Raw genomic sequence first — 20,151 nt, 5'->3', positions numbered from 1 at the left:
CCTCGATTGGGTTCCAGTGAAGAATGGCTGTGCGGAAATCGGCGCCCGATGAGCGCCTTTGGGCCCCGGCTTCCAGTCGTAGTCGACCCGTCCTCGTGGAATTGACCTCTACCTGAGTCGCGGATCTGAGTAGCGCAGTGGCGCTTGACGGCTGCGCGATGGACGGCTGCGGCACCGATAGCAGGGTCCAGGCGCGCGGGCCCAGGAGGACCACAGCTGTATCGGTGGTGCTGCGGTGTGCGGCAAGGTTCCGGCTGGCGATCAACACGTCCACAGCTGCCTCCCCGCCTGGCCACTCCGACTGCCGACTGCCATCTCGAAGCTCCCTGAACTCTCTATCTAGGGGGACAGTCGCAAAGGGTAGCGGGGATGTGACTACGGTGGCGATAGCTGTGGGAGTGGAGGCGAGTGCCCGATCTGTTCGGATGACGATCATGAGCCGTCCCGTGCACCGGAGGTAGTTGTAGTTCTAGGCGGCCACATGGTATTGCCGCTTCAACAGAACGCTACAATAGCCGACATTTCGGTACTAAGGGCTGCTGGGTGTGAAGCGTGTGTTACTGAGGAGCCAGTGAATCAATCCGTCCAGTCCAGCCAAGGAGGCAGGGTGCCGCGGCGAAACTGACCCGCAGCTGTTACGCCGAGGTTTGGGTTTCGATCGCGGCAGAGGCTCGGCTTGGCACACGTCATGAGCGGTGTTGTGGTGTGAACCGCGCCCCGGTTCTGGCGAGGCCTTGATGCTTTCCCGGGCTGCGTCGAATGGGATGCGCTGGGGCATGCGTCGGCGCGCCTTGGTGGGGCGTGCCAGCGCGGTACGGCTCCTGCCCGGCGGTGTAGGTGCTGTTCTTCGGTGGGCTGCGTCCATGGGAGTGGTGTACGACTTGCCCCGTGATGGGCGTGTTGCGTAGATAAGAGACGGCCATCGCGTCGATCCTTCAAGACGACCAAGTCGAGGAAGGAAGAGAGAACGCGATGGCCGCATCAGAGAGTGTGAACCCCGTTGACCTGCTGCGCGAGCAGATCGAGGGCGCGTCGCCGGACATGTTGCAGACGATGATCAGGACGTTCGCGCAGGCGTTGATGTCCGCCGAAGCCGACGCGATCTGCGGCGCCGGCTACAGGCAACGCAGCGAGGAACGGGTGAACTCCCGTAACGGCTACCGGGCACGGGAGTGGGACACCCTGGGCAGGCGCATTGACATGGCGGTCCCGAAACTGCGCCAGGGTTCGTACTTCCCGGACTGGTTGCTGACCCACCGGCGGCGGGCCGAACAAGCCCTCGCGTCGGTGGTGGCGACCTCCTACCTGCTCGGAGTGTCTACCAGGCGGGTGGAGAAGCTGGTCGAGCAGCTCGGGATCCGGCAGTTGTCGAAGTCGCAGGTGTCGGAGATGGCCGCCCACCTGGACGCGCAGGTCGAGGCGTTCCGCAACCGGCCCCCTGGACTCGGCGCACTACACGTTCGTGTGGACCGACGCGCTGACGATGAAGGTCGCGAGCACGGGCGGACGGTCAACGTCCACGTGCTGATCGCCGTCGGGGTCAACGCCGACGGTCAACGTGAGGTCCTCGGCCTGGACGTCGCCTCCGACGAGGACGGCGCCGGCTGGCTGGCGTTCCTCCGGTCACTGACCGCCTGCGGCCTGTCCGGTGTCCGTCTGGTCATCTCCGACGCCCACGCCGGTCTCGTGGCCATCGGCGCCGCTCTGCCCCGAGCCTCGTGCCAGCGGTGCAGGACCCACTACCTGCGGAATCTGCTGACCAAGGTGCCGAAGTCGGCGCAGCCTTGGATCGCGACCCTGGTACGCACGATCTTCGACCAACCCGACGCCGATGCCGTCCACGCCCAGTTCGACCGGGTCGTGACCACGATCGAAGCGAAGTTCCCCACCGTGGCCGAGCACCTCGACACCGCTCGCGTCGACCTGCTCGCCTTCACCGGGTTCCCCCGCGACATCTGGCGTCAGGTCTGGTCGAACGATCCGCAGGAACGGCTGAACAAGGAGATCCGCCGGCGGACCGACGTCGTCGGGATCTTCCCGAGCCGGCCGGCGATCATCCGCCTCGTCGGCGCGGTCCTGGCCGAGTAGACCGACGAGTGGACCGGAGGCCACCGCTACATGGGCCTGGAACTCCTCACCAAAGCCCGCGTGACCACCATCGACATCAACCAACACGACGCCGACCAGCCCGACCCCGCCCCGATTACCGCATAGCATCGAACCGGATCCCGCGATGGCCGTCTCTTACACCACCAGCGCGGACGTGACCCTTCGTGACAGCGGGCTCGCGCCTGGCCGTGGATGCTGACCAGGCTGCAGGCCCTGACAGATGCGGCAGGGCGGATCACCTGAAACCTCCACACCGCTCGGGCTCAACAGCACGCCGCGGGGCGCGAAAGGGGGATCTGCAGGCGGAACTGCCCGGCGGGTAGTTGTCGAACCAGCAGATCACGCACAGAGTCGCTCTCAGGGTGGGTTGACCACGCGGTTGCACCTGGGTTGCGAGCAGGGCCAGAAGCCACTATCGATCGTGCTCACCGCTGGACAGCGCGGTGACAGCCCGCAGTTCATTACGGTCCTGTGGGACATCCGGTGCCGGTCTGGACCGCAGCCAGCCGCGGACCAGCACGGACCGCAACTGCCGACGCCCACCGCAGCGCCAAGGGCTCGAAGGGCAGTTGGCCTCCGGCCTTCGACCCCGAGATCTAGCAGCAACGCACGCCGTGGAGGGCGGCATCAACCGGCTCAAACGCAATCGCGCTGTGGCCACCCGCTTCGACAAGCTCTCTGTGCGCTGCGAGGCCACCGTCCACCTCGCAGCGGTCAACGATGGCGCTGATGAACTTTGATACAAGCCCCAGTCGAAGCAGTCGGTCTTCGGAGCGCCTGGTCCCTGACCTGCAGATCAGCAATCAGACGATCTACACCGACGGCGACAGGAGCTGATCGACACTGGGCAGCTGCCGGGGATCGCTTCGAGGGATCAGGTCGAGTGGGTCGCCGGGCAGGTGCATCGCCGAGTTGGAGACCGACCTCGCCGTCCGCCGAACTCCTCAAGGAGGCGGTGTGTCTAAAAGCCCGGTACGCGACCATCCGCCAGACAACGGCTGAGGGCCCACCGGTCGAGGCCCGATGTCGGGGAAGCGGAGAAACCGCCAGGGGCAGACTGAAGGTCTGTGCCGGCGTTGGGTGGCTGGTGACGAGGGTGTAGGGAGGCGTTCCTGCTGGTGACGGTAGACGCAGCCTTGGGATCCGGGCGACTTTCGTTCGTGTCGGAACCGGAGGTGCTGACATGTCGAATGCCACCGCGTACGCTTTCGGTCGCAGCTTGTGGGCGATGGGGGGGCCGCGTGCCGGACTCGAGGTATCAGGGCGCATTCGCCGAGAGCTACATTCGATCTCTTGCGCTGGCCTCGGGCCTCAACGTCCTCCACGCCGTGGTCGACGACGACGGCGTCGATGTGATGGTCCGCTACTCGGGAGAGGTCGGTGCAGTCGCGTCGCCGGGGGCAGACGTCCAGGTGAAATCTTGGTCGACACCGGCTGGCTCGGACACTGTCTGGCATTTCGACGGTCTGAATGAGCAGCAGTACAACAGGCTTGCCGGCGGCAACTATCAGATGCCCCGCTTCCTGGTGGTCCTCGTAGTGCCTGCACATCGAAACCGTTTTGCCGAGGTACTTGACGACGGCCTGCTGTTGCGCCACCACGCCTATTTCACGTCAGTAGCGCAGGAACCCCGAATCGAGGACCCCAATCCCCGCCGTCGTAGACGGGTCCTGGTGCCCAAACGCAACGTGTTGACACCTACGGCGCTGAGGGCAATGTTGCATCCGGGACTGGTGGTTCAAAGGAGTGTCCCATGACTAGCGCCCAGCGCGTTAGTGAGATGGCCTCCTATTTGGCCTCGACCGGATGGCAACGCCGTCCCGAGACCTGGAGAGGTGCATCCATTTGGGATGGTCCAGGCGGCAACGAGGTATTGGTACCTGCTCGTGATGGGCTCGATGATGCGGCCGAACGCACATGGGAGTTGCTGCAAGTACTCGCTATGGTCGAAAATAGGCCAATCGAGGAAATTGCCAACGACATCGCTTCACCAATGTCGGACATGCCATTCGTGCGCACCTTTCCGGAAGGTCTGCCCAGTGGGTACATTGGTCTCAGTGCGGGGGTGCGAGTGCTGCAGGGTGTGCGTACGATTCTTGAGGTAGCCGGACGAACCGAAATCGAAGGCGTTCGTGCTACGTTCAGTGGGAGTCGCCCCTCCGATGTTGGTCGTCTGATCGAGCAGATACAACTCGGGCCGTCAAGATCTGGAAGCTACCTCCTGACGCTTCGTGTTGACGTAGGGGAAGTTGCTCAATCTTTAATAGGAAGCGAAAGTGGGCCGCTCGCCCGTCGAACCTTGGTAAGGCTATTCCGGGCAACCACAGCCGTCCGTGCGGCGACCATGGATGTTCAGGCGGGTGGTGACTTCTCCGTTTTCGACGACGCCATTGACGAAGGGGTCTCGGCCAATCTGTGTCGAGGTCTGAGTGACCTCGCGGGCTTGCGGCGGCGGCAACCTTTTGAGGTCGGATTCCGGTGGGCGCGGGGGCTTCCGTCTTACCTTGGATCGGCATCTATTGCGTTCCCCGAGGGTGCTGGTATTACGATATTTGAGGCAGCAAAGCAATTGGAGCGCCTCGCGGTTGGCGACCAGGCTCAGATCCTTGGCGTGATCGAGAGTTTGCATGACGAAGCTACCGGCAGTGACCGTTGGCGTGTACGGGTGCGGGGTGAGTTGACTACGGAGGGCGGTGAGATCGACCCTCGTCGGCCCGTGTGGGTGCGGTTGACATCCTCGGAGTACCGCCGGGCAATGGAAGCTCATCGTGAGCATCGAACCGTACGTGCTCGGGGCAGGTTAGAGTTGGCGCAACGTCGGGTTGAATTGTTCCCGCATGAGGCTGGGTTTGAGATTTTCTCCTGAATAGGTTTCGCAGCTTTCACCTTGCGCCGGCCGGTTTCCACTATTCGCCTCGCGCCCCATGGCGCCTTGGACTGAGATTTCTGCAGCCTCCGTACCGTGGTTCAGGCTGAGCGGGACTGGGTGAAGGCGTTCGGTGAGGTCGCCTGGCAGGTGGTCGAGGTGTGTGAGCGGCGCCCGCAGTCCCTGAATTGCGGTTGCTGCACCTGGGCTCGGCTGACCGTGGCCGCCCAAATGACGTACGGGTAGAAGTCGAGACCGCCCGGAAGGCGTTCGGCCCGGGGAGGCTCCGGTGGCTCACATGGTGCGGTTGCTCGACACGAGCAGGGTGGTAATCCTGGCGCTGCTCGACGTGTCCGAACGGGTCAACGACTTCTCCAACTGGTACGGCCAACGTCCCTTTATCCTCCTCAACGGCCAAAGAAAACAAGGCCCGCTCCGCGTGGACGCCGCGCACGAGAACTGGGCCATTCGCTGTGCGCCACGACGCCGAAGCGGGCAACTGGATCTCGAACGGGAGGCCGGCACCTTCGCCTTCGAGTTCTCGCACCCAGCTGGTGCTCGCCGACGAACTGCCGGCTCGGCTCGACCTCGACCGGCTACACGAATCCAAACGCCTCTTTGGGAGATTAGCCTCAAGGTGCTTGTCTACCGGGTACGACCTGGGTGTGTACCGGGATCACACCTACCGGCGTGGGATGAGTCTGTTCGCCCAGCGGGGCTACCCGGAACCCGGCGACCTTGGACCCCGAGGCGCCGTCCCTGCTCGCCTCGGCCGTCGGGCTCCTCGATCAACAACAGCTCACGATCGTTACCTTTGCCACCCGAACAGCCCTGCCGCTTGTGCTCGGCCAACGCCCTGATCGACCTCGTCTCCGGAGACGTCCCTGGGCTGTACTTTGCCTCTCTTTGAAGGCATCGACTGGGCCGCGGATCCAGGGACGAGTTACCAGTCTCAACTTCTGATCATGGGTCCGGTGTTCTCGGCCGTACTGCCGCCCGCACGTGCATGCGTATGTCTTCGTAGCGACCCGCGATGGCGGACCGCGCTGTTCGATGCGGATTTGGCTGGTATTTCGCCCCCTGCGCCGCGTCCTACCGTGGTGAAATGTCTATCTTGCGTGGGAGCGGTGTGGGAGCCGTGGCGATTACCGTCGTTTACCGAGGATTGACGACAACTGCCGCCGTTCGACGGCGGGGCCGTGCGTCAAGATCATCGGCTGGGTCGTGGGGTCCGCGTGGGGTCCCCGGTCGGCGCCGCGACGCGTACCGACGACTAACGACGCCTACCGCTCCCTGTCGACGCCTACCGACCGCAGGCAGGTACCCTGAGGACTCGCGCCCTCGTAGCTCAGGGGATAGAGCATCGGTTTCCTAAACCGTGTGTCGCAGGTTCGAATCCTGCCGGGGGCACCTCGAAGATCAGCAAAACGTCACCTGACCAGCAGGAATGCCCACCGGTCGATCTGAACTCCTAGGCAGTCGTGGGCCGCCTGTAGCCACCGTCTGTCGGTGGTCGTGCAAAACAGGTGCAATGATCTTGAAGCTCTGTGGGGCAGTGTTGATGCAGCTCAGACAGCGCAAACGTGAGAGGCCGCAGCGTCAGCCACGGCCTGTCGGACCCTACCGCTGATCGTCATGCCGACAGTGCCCTGGCCGCCCGTTCGTTGAACCTGGATCCAGTCTCCGTCGATGCAATTCACGTACGCCTTGAGCGGCACGTCCAAGGAGTGAACCGCGCAGCAGCAGCGCTCTGTGACGGCGATCAGAGCGCGGCACAAGCCGGCTCGTGTCGCCTGCTGGCGGTGCTCGTCATCTGCCGCCCAGTCGGCTGCGGCGGGCCAAGATCATGGATAGACGTCATGGCGCGGAGGAACCCAGTCTGGCCACCATGGAGGCTCGCCGGCCGGGCACAGGGCGTTCTGTAGCGGCAAACCGGCCAGCGCGAAGTACACCCACGAGACGGCGGCGACCACAATGAGGCTGACGAGAACGGCTGACGCGACCCAGGCCCGGCCCGGTGCAATCCATCGACGGAGCAGGGTATATCCGACCGCGAGGGCCACCACGTGGGTGAGGAGCAGCACCGGCGCCATCAGCATCAGCCCCATGTTCGCCGTCGCGTTCACGCCGACATCGCACATGTTGTAGGCCCGGAAGACCACCACCGGGCCGGCACACGACGCGAGCACGGCCAGGACCAGCGCGACAGGCGCGATGCGGCTCAGACGGAGTTGGTCTCGGCGTACCGCCCCCTGCTCCATGGTGTCCCCCCACCTGGCCGGTCCGGGGTCTGATCACGGCAGGCTTTCTCGGTAGGTGCCTATCCCGAGCCCTATGCCGCGATGCCGCGACGATCGCGAGGGTGGCCGCACGCATTCGCGGCTAAGTGATCGACTGCCATGCCGCTTCGGCCGCCGCTACCCGACCGTTGACCAGGCGTAACGGACGTATCCGGACAGTCGGAAACGGTTCTCCGAACTGACGGTGCCGTTCCTAAGCGTGGGGGCGTCGGGAACGGACGAGATCTGCGTACTCCGCACCTGTCATGCCGAAGTTGACCCAGCGATCGGGATGCGCACCGGCAAGGCTTTCGGCGTACGCGATGGCCTCTGCCTCGTCGGCGACGCGTGCCAGCTCTCGGCCCTCTCCGACGTAGTCCTCTTCTGTCGGGTCCACGGGCATCAGGTTGGAGAGGTTCTGGAAGTTCTCGTCATCGGGGTCTTGCACGGTGTCCATGGAGACCCTGTAATGCGCGTTCCATGGATCTACGGAGACCCATCGGATCGCCGGTACGTCCGCGACATCAACAGCGCCCAGAAACTGCTCGACCCCCTTGCCGCGCCGTAGGGCGCTCAGGGCGAGCGACCGCGTCAGGTATCGCATCAGCGGATCCTAGAGCCGCTCTCCGACGCGCTGCGCCGACGCGTTTGACACAGGGTGAACCGAGGAGTGCCACGCCGCTCCGACGACCGCCGAGGCCATCCTCGGCCACCGTGCTCCGACCCAACCCGGATCGATCCGGGCTGGGTCCCTGAGCCCCGAGCCGTTTACAGCTCGGTTCGTCCGGGCGGTGCCCCGCTGGTCACTGCCTCCCGCTCCGGGTTGGGCTCGGCGGGGGCCGGCGCGTCCTCCGCCGGGACCCGCGGAACCGGTGTTGTCCCGGTCGCTGCCCGTCGCCGTTCGGCCAGGGACCAGACCAGCGGCAGGCCGATGGCCGCGATCACCCATACGGGGGTGTAGAGGCGGTCGAACTCGCCCCACATCGGGTGGGCGACCTCGGTCGCGATCCCGGTCATCCCGGCCGCGACGACCAGCAGCGCCACGGACCGCTGCCACCGCCACAGTGCCACCGCACCGACGATGATGGCGACCAGCAGGAGGGGCCGGTTGCCCTGCTCCTGGACGAACCACGTCCAGTACGCCTTGTTGAACATGACGAACCGGTACCACGGCACATCCACGTCGGGACTGGCGAAGTGTTCGGTGAACGTGTCCTGGAGGGACTCACTGAACCCGGGCCAACCAAGGATTTTGGGTACGAGGAGGCTGACCGCCAGTACGAGGATCGAGTTGATGGCGAGCACCACGGTTCCGAGGTGACGGCGCTGCCGGTCGAACAGCCAGATGCCGACTGCGGCCGCGACCAGGGTCAGGCTCAGCATGGTGACCTGCGAGAACTTGACCAGGAATCCGAGCAGTTGGCCGCCGACGACGAGGGCCAGTCCGAGTTTGATGTTCCGTTGCAGGAGGAACCACGCACCGGCGATGGTGATCAGGGTCGTCAGCACCATCGATCCCTCGGCGAGGGTTCGGGCCGACCAGTATCCGACCGGGAGTACGTAGAAGAGCACCTGCCCGATGAGTGCCACCCCACGGGTGGCCCCGAACAGCCGGAGAAGCAGGAAGACCATGAGTCCGGCTCCGGCGGCAATCAGCCAGGCAGTGAGCAACATTCCCCGTTCCAGGCCGAGGACCTTTGCCAGGGGGGCCGACATCAGGGGATATCCGTACCGGTTTTCGAAGATCGCCTGGTAGCGCGGGGAGTTCGGGGGGAAGTCGTCGGCGGTGGGGACGCTCCGGACACAGTCGGCGTACGAGCTGTCGAGCATGGGTGGGTTCGTGAACAGTTGCACCGGGTGCAGCGTGCGTGCCTGTTCGTATCCCAGCGCACCCCGCTTGCAGATCATCTGGATGGACTCGTCGTGCGCCTCCTGTTCGGAAGCGCCGAGGATCTTCATTGTCAGCATGCCGTACCGGTACGAGTCGTTGTATGCGGCCTCTTGGCGCATCCCGATTAACTGGAGAAGCACGAACACCAGCGCCAGCCCCGCCGGGGCCCAGCGCAGCACCCAGCCACGGTCGATCGAAACGCGCACCCTGCCGCCACCCATCATTGAGCCGTGTCGCAACGGTAAAGATCACTGACCGAATCAACCGCGAGAATAGGGGCGGCGGCATGAGACTGACAAGCCGGCCCTCATCGCGCGGGCCTGCCGGCGACCGGGTGTGTTCGGCCCCCGGGGTACGGGCGAAGATCCTTGCCGCCGGGCGATCCGGATGGCGGACGCAGTTCCCCGCCACCGGCCGAACCGGTTGACCGGGACGGCTTGGGGCCCACCCGCGTGATCGTGGGCGGGCCACGAAGGACAGCCGGGTGGCGACCACCGTCGGTGTCCTCGTGGTGACCTGCGCACGGCGAAATGGCAACCGACACATGGCGACATGGTGACCGGGGCGCGGCGACCTGGTTGTCCGGGGTGCGGCGACAGTATGGGCCGCGCCGCCCGAAAGGCGAATAGCGCACCTCCACGACCTGCCGATCATCGATCTCGGAATACCGACGTATACCTTCGAGACGCTGATCCGGTCACACATTTTTCCGATCGAGCCATTCGATCTCATGTTCCCGAGCACGTATTTCCACCCAGACCGCCGACGGCGGCTCCTTCTCGGCGACGGCCGGCCCGGAGGCCTGGGGGACTGGAGGCCCGGGGGACTGGAGGACTGGAGCCGGGGATCGGGGGCCGGGAATCCGGGGCCGGTCCGACCTGGGCGACAGAAAAGCTCTCCATGTCGGTGCCCATGTCGGCGTCGTGTCGGGGCGGTGTCAGGTGCACCCCGCACGCTGGGTGACATGACAGCAGATCTGGTGATCGAGGCAGAGGGCCTCGTCAAGCAATTCGGGAAGACGAGGGCGCTACAAGGCGTCGATCTTGCCGTACCGAGGGGGACGGTGCTGGGGGTGCTCGGCCCGAACGGTGCCGGCAAGACCACGGCGGTACGGATCCTCTCCACGCTCCTGACCCCGGACGCCGGCACGGCCAGGATCAGCGGGTTCGACGTCGTACGCGACGCGGGGCGGGTCCGGCAGGCGATCGGTCTGACCGGCCAGTACGCCTCCGTGGACGAGGACCTGACCGGCCGGCAGAACCTGGAACTGTTCGGCACACTGCTCGAACTGGGCCGCGCGGGATCCCGACGGCGGGCCGCCGAACTGCTCGAATGGTTCGATCTCACCGAGGCGGCCAACCGGCAGGCCAAAACGTACTCCGGGGGCATGCGGCGGCGGCTGGACCTGGCCGCGAGCCTCGTCGGCTCCCCGGACGTGATCTTCCTGGACGAGCCGACGACGGGACTCGACCCGGCCAAGCGCGAGGACATGTGGGACGTCGTCCGGTCGCTGGTCACGAACGGGGCGACCGTGCTGCTCACCACCCAGTACCTGGAGGAGGCGGACGCGCTCGCGGACGCGATCACGGTCATCGACCACGGCCGGGTGATCGCGTACGACACACCCGAGGGGCTCAAGCGGGTCGTCGGTGGCCAGACGCTCGAGGTCCGGCCGTCGGATCCGGCGAACCTGGCCCGGACCGCGTCGATCCTGTCCGAGGTGTCGTCCGGGGCGCAGGCCGACGAGATCCGCAAGGGCGTGCTCGCGGTCCCGGTCGCCGACGACGCGGCCCTGACCGAGAGCGTCGCGCGGTTCGCCACCGCCGGTATCGCGGTCACCGAACTGTCCCTGCACCTGCCGAGCCTGGACGAGGTCTTCTTCACCCTTACCGGCCGGACCGCCTCCGAGGACGACACCACCAGGACCGACGACCCCACCGGGACCGGCAACATCACGAAGACCAAGGAGGTCGTGGCATGAGCACCATGGTCGGCGTACGCCCGACAACCGGCGGCGCACTCTCGGCGGTGGCCCCGAACCCGCGACCGTTCCCGCTCGTCCGGCACTCACTGGCGCTCGCCAAGCGCAGCCTGATCAAGACCTGGCGTACGCCCGAGGCCCTCATCGACGTCACGCTGCAGCCGGTGCTGTTCCTCATCATCTTCGTCTATATTTTCGGCGGGGCGGTCGCCGGATCGACCCACGACTACCTGCAGTTCCTGCTCCCCGGCATCCTGGCGCAGACGATCGCGACCGGTGCGATCGCGATCGGCGTCAACCTCAACACCGACATCGCCAAGGGCATCTTCGACCGGTTCCGGTCGTTGCCGATCCCGCGCTCGGCGCCGCTCGTCGGTGCGGTCCTCGGCGACGTCGTCCGGTACGTGATCGTCACGATCTCGACTCTCGCGATCGGCTACCTGCTCGGCTTCCGGATCGACTCCGACCCGTTGAGCGCGATCGCGGGGTGCCTGCTCGCGGTGCTGTTCGCGCTCTGCCTGAGCTGGCTTCCGGTGTTCGTCTCGATGAAGGTACGCACACCGGGTGCCGTACAGGGTCTGATGTTCGCCCTGATCATGCCGCTGAGTTTCGCCTCCAACGTGTTCGTCGACGCCAACACCCTGCCCGGCTGGATGCAGGCGTTCGTCAAGGTCAACCCGATGACGCACCTGGTGGACGCGGTACGCGGACTGTTCCTCGGCACCCCGGTCGGCTCGCACGTGTGGTGGACCCTCGCCTGGTGTGCCGGGTTCGTCGCGGTGTTCATGCCGCTGGCGCTGCGGGCGTACCGGAAGAAGGTCTGAGCTAGGCGAGCAGGTCGGCCATCAGTTCGCGGATGCGGGCGCCGGCCGCGGCGATCGACCGCTCGCGCCATGCGGCCAGCAACGGCTCACGCTGCTCCTCGTCACCGGGGGCGGCGGTGAGCCGTTCGCCGTCTCCGGGCGGGAACATGCGGCTGACGTTGCCGCCGATTCTGGTCCCCAGCGCCCACAGTTCGGTCGCGGTCGCCGGATCGCCCCGGTACGCGGCGAACTCGGCTCCGCCCAGCGCCCATGCCCCGATCACCGGATAGTCGTGGCTGGCCAGCGCCTCGTCCCGGGCGAGCGTCAGCAACGCGACCGTGTGGGCGACGGGGTCGTCTCCCGAGGTCGGCCACACCTCGGCCATCCTGAGGTGGAGGACGGCGACCGCGACCCGGAGGACGACGCACGCCTGCGCCGGCAGCGGGTTGGCGGATCTGGCCACGGTCCGGGTCACCAGGTGGGCGTAGGTGAGCGCCTCGTCGTACCGCTGGCGCTGCCAGGCCAGGTGGGCGAGTCCGAGGGTGGCCTGGGCGACGTCCATCTCCTCGGCCTGACCGGACGCCCTGGTGTCGTGCAGCCGCTGCTCCGCGTCCGTGTCGCCGCCCAGGGCCAGTTGCGCGTCCAGCATCACCCTGATCGACCGGGCGTCCTGGGTCGCGCCGACCAGGTCCATGTGGCGGACGCTGCGGGCCAGCCATTCGGTGGCCTGCGGGTCGTCGCGTGAGTTGACCAGGTGTCCGGCCGCCTGCGCCGCCATCGCCATGCCCCAGTGGTCTCCGGCCACCTCGAACAGGCGGTACGCCCGTTTGGCGTCGGCGACCGACTCGTCGGACATGCCCCAGTTTTCCCGTACGGCGGCGCGGGCGAACAGGCCCAGCCCCTGCACGTACGGGTCCGGGTGGGCGATCATCTCGGCGGCGCCCTTCGCGCTCTCCTCCGGGTCGAACTTGTCGAACCCGGGCAACGCCGACGCCAGTACGGTGTGCCGCGACGACACCTCACCTGGCCGTTCGGCGAACACGGTACGCAGCGCCCGCCGGGCGAGTACGGCCAACCGGATCGGCCCGGCGATCCCGGCGTTGACCCCGATCAGCAGGCACACCCAGGCGAGTCGGTCGGCGTTCGGCAGCGGCCTGCCCGTGGCCCGGCCGCGCAGGATCGCCGAACCCGACCGCAGCTCCGGCTCGTCGGCGTGCAGCAGACCACGGGCCCAGCCGGTGACCTCCAGGTGCAGGCCACGCACCGTCCAGAGGTGGAACAGCGCGGTGGCGATGTCGATCGCGGCGGGTTCGTCGCCGTGCCCGAGCGCCCACCGCAGCCCCGCGACGAGGTTGTCCTGCTCCGCCGCGCACTTCGCGAACGCGTCGAGCTGGCCGGTGCCGGTGAAGTGTTCGGCGAGCGTGATGGCCTGCTCCCGGGCCCATTCGACCAGTCCGGCCATTGCCGGTTCCCGGTCGCCGGCCGCGTCGAGGCGGGCTTCGCCGTACTCGCGGACGGTTTCGAGCATCCGGTACCGGGGCGGTCCGTCCCCCTCGACCAGGGTCAGCAGGGACTGTTCGACCAGGGTCGCCAACCCACGCCGTACGTCCGGGGTTGCCGTCACCGCGGCGGCGAGGTCGGCGGTGAACGGTGCCGGGATGACGGCGAGGCGTTGCAGCAGGTCACGGTCGCCGGGGGAGAGGAGTTCCCGACTCCAGTCGACCATCGCCCACAGGCTGGCGTGCCGGTCCGGTAGGCCCCGCAACGCGTCGTCGAGCAGCGCGAACCGGTCGGTCAGACCGGCGATGACGTCGTCGATCGGCATGTGCCGCAGCCGGGCGGCGGCGAGTTCGAGCGCCAGGGGCAGGTTGTCGAGCCGGTGACACAGCAGGAGGGCACGTTCGGTGTCCCAGGTCGGTACGGCCCCACCGGCTCGGGCCCGCGTCTGCACCAGCCCGAGGGCGTCCGCGTCCGGCAACGCCGTCAGCCGATGGACCAGCTCGCCGACCAGGCCCAGCGGGGCGCGGCTCGTGGCGAGCACCGCGACCTCGGGGGAGGCGACCGCGAGCAGGTCCGCGACGACGGTCGCCACGGCGTCGAGGACGTGCTCGCAGTTGTCCAGCACCACGAGCCCGTCGAGGTCCGGCGCGATCATGCGCAGCCGTTCCTCCGGGGTCAGCACCCGCCGGTCGAGGCCCAGGTTGGCCCCGGTCGCCGAGGTGTCCGCGCCGCCGAAGGCGCCCAGGACCGTCGGCAGGACCTCGTCGGGCGAGCGCAGACCGGCGAGTTCGAGGACGCGTACGGTCTGCCCCTTGGCCGCCGTACGCCGGGCGACCTCGGCGGCGAGCCGGGTCTTGCCCGCCCCGCCGGTCGCCACGATCGTCACCAGGGGCGCGTCGACGAGGGACGCGCTCACCGCGGCCACGTCCCCCTCCCGGCCGACGAGGGCGGTCGCGGACCGGCGCCATGCGGCGGGCAGGGCGATCGTCGCCGGCCGACGGGGTGCCTCCACGGGGGCGGGGGAGGCGAGTTCTCCGCGTAACAGGGCCAGGTGGACCTGGGTGATCACCGGCGACGGGTCGGTGCCGTACCGGTCGGCCAGCTCGGCGCGGAGCTGCTCGACCACCTCCAGCGCCTCCGCGTCCCGGCCCTGTGCGGCCAGGACGCGTACGAGCAGCGCGGCCGACGGCTCGTCCGGTGGGGTGTGCGCGACGAGTCGGCGCAGGTCGGCCTCGTCGAACGGTCCGGCACCGGCGAGTGCCGCCTGGGCGCGCACCGCGGCGACATCGGCGAACAGGCGGGTGCTCTCGGCGGTGACCAGCTCCGGGACCTCGGGGAACAGTGCCCTGGCCTGGTCGGCGCAGCGGCGTGCGGCGCCCGCGTCACCCGTACGCAGGACGGCCCGCGCCCGCTCCACCAGCGACCGGGCCTCGACGGCGTCGACCTCGACCTGCTCCGGGGGAACCCGGTATCCCCCCGGTACGGCGACCACGGGCAGCCCGAGGCGGCGTACCCGGGACACGAGTGCCTGGACGGCCCCGGTGGTGTCGTCGGGCGGTGTGCCGTCCCAGACGGCGTCGACCAGCGCCGCGACGGACACCGCCCGCCCACGCGCGCCGACGAGCTCGCGGACCATCGCCGCGAGCCGCTCGCCCCGAACCGGCGCGCCGTCGACGGCGAGCGGGCCGAGGGTGGTGATCTGCACGGTCCCAGCATCCCCCACCCGTGCACCGATCCGTCCGCCACCACCCGCGACCGCCCGTCCGGCACGGGCGAGCCGGCCGGGGCGCCACGATCCACGCTCAGCCGAGCAGTACGGCGAGGGTCGCGTCGTCGTGGCGTTTGACCGTACGTCCGGTGGTGTGCAGCCGCTCGGGGCGCTCGACCTCGCACCGCCGTACCGCCTCGATCGCCGCGCCGGGGCCCCGCCGCTCGACCAGGTCGAACACCTCGGGCCAGGTGAAACCGAAGAAGTCGACCAGTCGGGACACCCCGTCGGTGCAGAGCAGTAGCCGGGACAGTTCGGACCGGCCGATACTGCCCGTGATCGCCTCGGTGGCCGCTGCGGGATCCGTCGACGCCACCCAGAATCCGCCCCGCCGGTTGCGGAGCCGGGCGACGCTGACCCGGTCGTACGCCGGCAGCCCGCCGGTACGGTCGTCGTTGATCACGGTGATCCCGTCGGCGTGCTCGAAGACCACCGCCGAGTCGCAGAGGACGAGGTAGTCGACCTGTCCGTCCCGTTCTCGAACGATCGCCACTGTTGATGACGGACTGTCCGGGTTCGTCAGGTCGCATTCGTGGGCGTGGCGCCGGCTGACGCCCTCGATCGCCCCGGCCAGTACCTCGTCGAGCTTGGTGGTCCGGTCCGCCGAGAGCGCCTCGGTGAGGTGCGCGCCGAGCATCCGTACCAGCCAATTCGGCCCGTGCAGACAGCCCGAGTCGAGGCCGGGAAGCTGGGTGACACCGTCCAGCAGGATCGCGAACCCGGCCGACACCACAACATGATCCTCGTTGCGCCGGCCCGGAGCCGGGTCGGTCGCGAAGGCAAAATCCATGGGTACGATTCTTCCCCCGAATCCGTACGGACGATCCTCGCCCGAACCATGATCGAGAGCGCTCGCCGGCCGGGGACGCAGGCGGCCGATGCCCGGTGGCCGTACTCGGGCGCTCGGTAAGCTATGCAGTCGTGACCACCACGTTTGCTGACCTGACCACGATGCGGATCGGCGGCCCGGTAGGGCGGCTGCACGTCGCCACGAGCATCCCGCACGCCATCGAGCTGCTGCGCGCCGAGGACAACGCGGGAGAGCCCCTGCTGGTGATGGGCGGCGGGTCGAACCTCGTCGTCGGCGACGTGGGTTGGCCCGACACCGTGATCAAGATGGCGTCGACCGAACTGGACATCGACGGGGATCTGGTCACCGCCGCCGCCGGCGTCGAATGGGACCAACTCGTCAAGACGGTGGTCGCCGACGGGCTCGCGGGCATCGAGGCCCTGTCCGGGATTCCGGGCTCGGTCGGCGGTACGCCGGTGCAGAACGTGGGCGCGTACGGCACCCTCACCTCGGACGTGCTCGAATCGCTCACCGTCTACGACCGGGAAACCGGCCTGGTCGAGCGTTGGCTGCCCGAGCAGTGCGGTTTCGGCAGCCACCGGCAGTCGGTCTTCAAGCACAGCGACCGCTGGGTGGTGCTCGACGTGACGCTGCGCCTGCGCCGCGATGGCCAGTCGAACCCGGTCACCTTCCCCCAGGTCGCCGAGCGGTTGGGCATCGAGGTCGGCGGTACGGCGGCACCGGCCGACGTACGCGAGGCCGTGATCGCCCAGCGCCGCGACCGGGGCATGGTGCTGAACCCCGACGACCACGACACCTGGAGCGTCGGGTCCTTCTTCATCAACCCGGTGCTCACCGAGGTGCCCAAGCGCGCCGCCGAATGCCCGAGCCACCCGGACATCAAGGGCACGAAGCTCTCCGCGGCCTGGCTGATCCAGCACGCCGGCTTCCCGCCCGGGTACGGCCAGGACTGGGGTAACGGAACCGTCGCCCTGTCCAGCCGGCACGCGCTCGCGGTGACGAACCGGGGTGGCGCCACGACGGCGGACGTGATGAAGTTCGCCGCGCACATCCGCGACGGCGTCGCGGCCATGTACGACGTCCGCCTGAACCCGGAGTGCGACCTCATCAACTGCTCGTACTGACCGGCCCGACCCGGCGCCCGCTCCTTTGGGCGTTCCGGGGTGAGTGGGGCAGCTCGACCGGGTGGGGTCAGCGCGCACACAGTCGGTCCCACCGGCCGTCGGAAGCGTCGGCAGCGGCGCGTACGCCGGGTGGCCGACCTGCTCCAGATACTCGTCCCGGTCCTTCCCATGTCCCATTTTGGCGACACCACGATGTCAAGGGCGTGGTCGAAGGTGTCCGCACCGGCGGGTTCACTGTCAGCCCGGCTGCCCGTCATGCCTCGGGACTGGGACACCGAGAGGGGCATCGGTATTGACGGATCAATGAGATTGATCAATCCTCATGCCACATGGGGGAGCGCGAGCGGTCGTACGACGTGGTGGTGGTCGGTGGTGGTACCGCTGGATCGGTGGTGGCCTCCCGGCTGTCTGCTGATCCTGGGCTCAGTGTTTGCCTCGTTGAGGGCGGACCGAGTGACGTCGGCGACGACCGGATCCTGCGGTTGCGCAACTGGATCAACCTTCTCGGCTCCGAGTTCGACTACGACTACCCGACCGTGGACCAGCCGCGCGGCAACTCGTCCATTCGCCATTCGCGGGCCAGGGTCCTGGGCGGGTGCTCGTCCCACAACACCATGATCAGCTTGCTGCCGCCCCCGGCCGACTTCGCCGACTGGGTCGCCGCCGGCGCAGAGGGTTGGTCGTACCAGGAGATGTTGCCCTTCTGGTCGCGGTTGCGGATCAACATCGAGCCGCGTGCCGCACCTCCCCGTAATCCGTTGGCCGAGGACTTCGTTGCGGCCTGCGCCATCGCGCTCGGAGTGCCGGTCTCGAACGACTTCAACGCGGAGCCGTTTGCCGAAGGCGCAGGCTTCCTGCCTATCGGCTACTACCCGGAGACAGGGGTGCGATCCTCGGCGTCGGTCGCGTACCTTCACCCGCATTTGGGCCGACGACAAAACCTCAGCGTGCTCACCGAGACCTGGGCGTACAAGCTCGACCTGGACGCCGCCGGTACCGTCACCGGGGTACGGGTCCGGTATGCGGACGGCTCGGTCGGTACGGTTCAGGCCAGGCACGAATACGTGCTCTGCGCCGGCGCCATCGACACTCCCCGACTGCTGCTGCTCTCCGGTATCGGCCCTGCCGACGACCTGCGAAAACTCGGCATCGAGGTCAGGATCGACCTGCCCGGTGTCGGCGCACACCTACTCGATCATCCCGAATCACTGATTCTCTGGGAGGCCAGCCGGCCGATCCCGGACAACTCGGCGATGGACGCCGATGCGGGCCTGTTCGTCCGACGCGACTCATCCGGTGAGCGATCCGACCTGATGTTCCATCTCTATCAGATGCCGTTCACCGTGAACACGGAGCGGCTCGGCTATGACGTGCCGCAGCACGGTTTCGGAATGACCCCCAATGTCCCGCGCCCGCACAGCTCCGGCCGGCTCACTCTGGCCAGCGCTGACCCGGCTGCCAAGCCCGCGTTGGACTTTGGTTACTTCACCGACCCGGACGGTTACGATGAGCAGGCCATCGTGGCTGGGCTCCGGATCGCCCGGCAGGTTGCGGCGACAGCACCGTTTCGCGATTGGATCGCCCGTGAGATCGCACCCGGACCGGACGTCCGGACTGATCGAGAGTTGTCCACCTACGGTCGCGCCGTACACCACACCGTTTACCATCCGGCCGGTACCTGCCGGATGGGCTCGCAACACGACCCGGAGGCGGTGGTTGATTCCGCCCTGCGGCTGCGCGGCACCACCAACGTCAGGGTCGCCGACGCGTCGGTCTTCCCGACCATGACGAGCGTGAACCCGATGGTCACCGTCTTACTCATCGGGGAGCGGGCCGCGGAGTTCGTCGCGGCTGCGCCGAGTTCCCGTACGGTCGAACGGTGACGACCTGGGTTCACCGTTTCGATCCGCCCGCAGGTACGGCCGTCGAGGACCACCTACGTATCGCGGTGAAGGACGCCATCGACGTAGCCGGAGTTGCCACCTGGGCCGGCAGTGTTGCCGTCCGCAAGGCTGCCACTCCGGCGCTTGCTGACGCCGCCTGCCTGGGCGGGGTGCGAGCGGCTGGGGCGTACATCGTTGGGAAGACCAACCTGACCGAGCTCTGCGTCAGCCCTGTCGGTGACAACGCCGCGTTCGGCACCCCGGTCAATCCGCTGGCACCCGACCGCGTACCCGGTGGATCTTCGAGTGGTAGCGCGGTGGCGGTCGCCACCGGGGAGGCTGACATCGCGTTGGGCACCGACACCGGAGGATCGGTGCGAATTCCCGCTGCCTGCTGCGGCATCGTCGGGCTCAAGACAACCGGGGGCCGCATTCCGACCGGTGGCGTCTGGCCGCTCGCGCCAAGCCTCGACACCATCGGCCCACTCGCCCGTGATGTCGCCGGTGCGGCGACCGGCATGCGCCTGCTCGAACCCGACTGGACGGTTGCCGCCGCACCCGCTCGTACCATCGGGCGACTGCGCATCGTAGGCGTGGATCTGGAGGCCGAGGAGGCGGTGGACGCCGCACTCGCCGCCGCCGGGCTCATCGTTTCGGAGGTACGGCTGGACGGGTGGGACGCCAGCTTCGAAGCGTTCGAGGCCATCGTTCTCGGTGAGTTGTGGCGTGCCCATCACCGCCTGCTCGATGCCGACGGGCTCGGATCCTTTGTCAACGATGCGTTGCGGGCCGGCAGCACGATCAGCGCGCGACAACTCGCCGCGGCGATGTCCGCGAGGGGCGAGTGGCGGGCGGAGGTGGCGGCAATCCTGGAGCGGGTCGACCTGCTGGCCCTGCCGACGCTGGTTGCCGCACCGCCGGAGCTGACCGGCTTCGCGGGTTTCCCGTTCACCGCGATGACCGCGCCGTTCAACCTCGCCGGCGTGCCGGCGCTCGCGATGCCGCTGCGGGTATCGGCCGATGGCACCGTTCCACCACCAAGCCTCCAGTTGGTCGGTCCAGCCCTTGGCGAGGATCTGCTCTGCGCTACCGGGCTTGCGATCGAACGAGCGTTGGGTGCACGGACCGGAAGGTGA

The 20,151-nt window shown here is 67.7% G+C and carries 15 protein-coding genes and 1 tRNA gene; 11 read left to right on the top strand and 5 right to left on the bottom strand.

Features of this window, described 5'->3' with window-relative positions; all coding sequences use genetic code 11:
• Window positions 1–972: 972 nt before the first annotated feature.
• The 6 genes from OIE47_RS10030 (at window position 973) to OIE47_RS10005 (ending at window position 6,385) form a co-directional block, all read left to right on the top strand.
• Window positions 973–2,088, top strand: coding sequence for an IS256 family transposase (locus OIE47_RS10030; protein WP_326561219.1), 1,116 nt, complete (start codon window positions 973–975; stop codon window positions 2,086–2,088).
• 635 nt (window positions 2,089–2,723) lie between these two features.
• Window positions 2,724–2,849 (top strand): hypothetical protein, encoded by a 126-nt coding sequence (locus OIE47_RS10025; protein ID WP_326561218.1) that lies wholly within the window; start codon window positions 2,724–2,726, stop codon window positions 2,847–2,849.
• A 501-nt stretch (window positions 2,850–3,350) separates the two neighbouring features.
• Complete coding sequence (locus OIE47_RS10020; protein ID WP_326561217.1) at window positions 3,351–3,866, top strand: DUF4365 domain-containing protein; 516 nt, start codon at window positions 3,351–3,353, stop codon at window positions 3,864–3,866.
• Window positions 3,863–4,975 (top strand): hypothetical protein, encoded by a 1,113-nt coding sequence (locus OIE47_RS10015; RefSeq protein WP_326561216.1) that lies wholly within the window; start codon window positions 3,863–3,865, stop codon window positions 4,973–4,975. Before OIE47_RS10020 ends, OIE47_RS10015 begins: the two co-directional genes overlap by 4 nt.
• Before the next feature lie 96 nt (window positions 4,976–5,071).
• Window positions 5,072–5,221, top strand: coding sequence for a hypothetical protein (locus OIE47_RS10010; RefSeq protein ID WP_326561215.1), 150 nt, complete (start codon window positions 5,072–5,074; stop codon window positions 5,219–5,221).
• A gap of 1,091 nt (window positions 5,222–6,312) precedes the next feature.
• Window positions 6,313–6,385 (top strand) — tRNA-Arg (locus OIE47_RS10005).
• Between the two features lie 434 nt (window positions 6,386–6,819).
• On the opposite strand, the gene OIE47_RS10000 is transcribed toward OIE47_RS10005, so the two are convergent.
• From OIE47_RS10000 to OIE47_RS09990, 3 genes are all read right to left on the bottom strand, one after another.
• Window positions 6,820–7,236: a hypothetical protein gene (locus OIE47_RS10000; protein WP_326561214.1), complete on the bottom strand. Its 417-nt coding sequence runs from the start codon at window positions 7,234–7,236 to the stop codon at window positions 6,820–6,822.
• A 232-nt stretch (window positions 7,237–7,468) separates the two neighbouring features.
• Complete coding sequence (locus OIE47_RS09995; RefSeq protein ID WP_326561213.1) at window positions 7,469–7,858, bottom strand: hypothetical protein; 390 nt, start codon at window positions 7,856–7,858, stop codon at window positions 7,469–7,471.
• Between the two features lie 164 nt (window positions 7,859–8,022).
• Complete coding sequence (locus OIE47_RS09990; RefSeq protein WP_326561212.1) at window positions 8,023–9,351, bottom strand: hypothetical protein; 1,329 nt, start codon at window positions 9,349–9,351, stop codon at window positions 8,023–8,025.
• A gap of 758 nt (window positions 9,352–10,109) precedes the next feature.
• Between OIE47_RS09990 and OIE47_RS09985 the strand changes: the two genes are divergently transcribed.
• Together OIE47_RS09985 and OIE47_RS09980 are read left to right on the top strand one after the other, a co-directional pair.
• Window positions 10,110–11,126, top strand: a complete 1,017-nt coding sequence (locus tag OIE47_RS09985) for an ATP-binding cassette domain-containing protein (RefSeq protein WP_326561211.1) — start codon at window positions 10,110–10,112, stop codon at window positions 11,124–11,126.
• Window positions 11,123–11,950 carry an ABC transporter permease gene (locus tag OIE47_RS09980; protein ID WP_326561210.1) on the top strand — a complete coding sequence of 276 codons (828 nt, stop codon included), beginning with the start codon at window positions 11,123–11,125 and terminating at the stop codon, window positions 11,948–11,950. The genes OIE47_RS09985 and OIE47_RS09980 overlap by 4 nt, the downstream gene beginning before the upstream one ends.
• Before the next feature lies 1 nt (window position 11,951).
• On the opposite strand, the gene OIE47_RS09975 is transcribed toward OIE47_RS09980, so the two are convergent.
• Window positions 11,952–15,134 (bottom strand): BTAD domain-containing putative transcriptional regulator, encoded by a 3,183-nt coding sequence (locus OIE47_RS09975; protein WP_326561209.1) that lies wholly within the window; start codon window positions 15,132–15,134, stop codon window positions 11,952–11,954.
• 97 nt (window positions 15,135–15,231) lie between these two features.
• Window positions 15,232–15,987 (bottom strand): protein phosphatase 2C domain-containing protein, encoded by a 756-nt coding sequence (locus tag OIE47_RS09970; RefSeq protein WP_326561208.1) that lies wholly within the window; start codon window positions 15,985–15,987, stop codon window positions 15,232–15,234.
• Between the two features lie 131 nt (window positions 15,988–16,118).
• Here OIE47_RS09970 and OIE47_RS09965 point away from each other — a divergent pair, with 131 nt between their 5' ends.
• The 3 genes from OIE47_RS09965 to OIE47_RS09955 all read left to right on the top strand — a co-directional run bounded on the left by OIE47_RS09965 (window position 16,119) and on the right by OIE47_RS09955 (window position 20,151).
• On the top strand, window positions 16,119–17,132 hold the full coding sequence (locus OIE47_RS09965; protein WP_326561207.1) for a UDP-N-acetylmuramate dehydrogenase: 1,014 nt from the start codon (window positions 16,119–16,121) through the stop codon (window positions 17,130–17,132).
• A gap of 329 nt (window positions 17,133–17,461) precedes the next feature.
• Window positions 17,462–19,015, top strand: coding sequence for a GMC family oxidoreductase (locus OIE47_RS09960; RefSeq protein WP_326561206.1), 1,554 nt, complete (start codon window positions 17,462–17,464; stop codon window positions 19,013–19,015).
• Window positions 19,012–20,151, top strand: a complete 1,140-nt coding sequence (locus OIE47_RS09955; RefSeq protein WP_326561205.1) for an amidase — start codon at window positions 19,012–19,014, stop codon at window positions 20,149–20,151. Before OIE47_RS09960 ends, OIE47_RS09955 begins: the two co-directional genes overlap by 4 nt.

It is taken from the genome of Micromonospora sp. NBC_01796, assembly GCF_035917455.1.
Lineage (GTDB): Bacteria > Actinomycetota > Actinomycetes > Mycobacteriales > Micromonosporaceae > Micromonospora_G.
Note: the sequence above shows the minus strand (reverse complement) of the source record. Positions and strands in the feature narration are given on the sequence as shown.

Coding starts and splice junctions, on each gene's coding strand:
- OIE47_RS09970 (WP_326561208.1), bottom strand. CDS start 15,987: ATGGATTTTGCCTTCGCGACCGACCCGGCTCCGGGCCGGCGCAACGAG.
- OIE47_RS10015 (WP_326561216.1), top strand. CDS start 3,863: ATGACTAGCGCCCAGCGCGTTAGTGAGATGGCCTCCTATTTGGCCTCG.
- OIE47_RS09960 (WP_326561206.1), top strand. CDS start 17,462: ATGGGGGAGCGCGAGCGGTCGTACGACGTGGTGGTGGTCGGTGGTGGT.
- OIE47_RS09980 (WP_326561210.1), top strand. CDS start 11,123: ATGAGCACCATGGTCGGCGTACGCCCGACAACCGGCGGCGCACTCTCG.
- OIE47_RS09985 (WP_326561211.1), top strand. CDS start 10,110: ATGACAGCAGATCTGGTGATCGAGGCAGAGGGCCTCGTCAAGCAATTC.
- OIE47_RS10030 (WP_326561219.1), top strand. CDS start 973: ATGGCCGCATCAGAGAGTGTGAACCCCGTTGACCTGCTGCGCGAGCAG.
- OIE47_RS10000 (WP_326561214.1), bottom strand. CDS start 7,236: ATGGAGCAGGGGGCGGTACGCCGAGACCAACTCCGTCTGAGCCGCATC.
- OIE47_RS09995 (WP_326561213.1), bottom strand. CDS start 7,858: ATGCGATACCTGACGCGGTCGCTCGCCCTGAGCGCCCTACGGCGCGGC.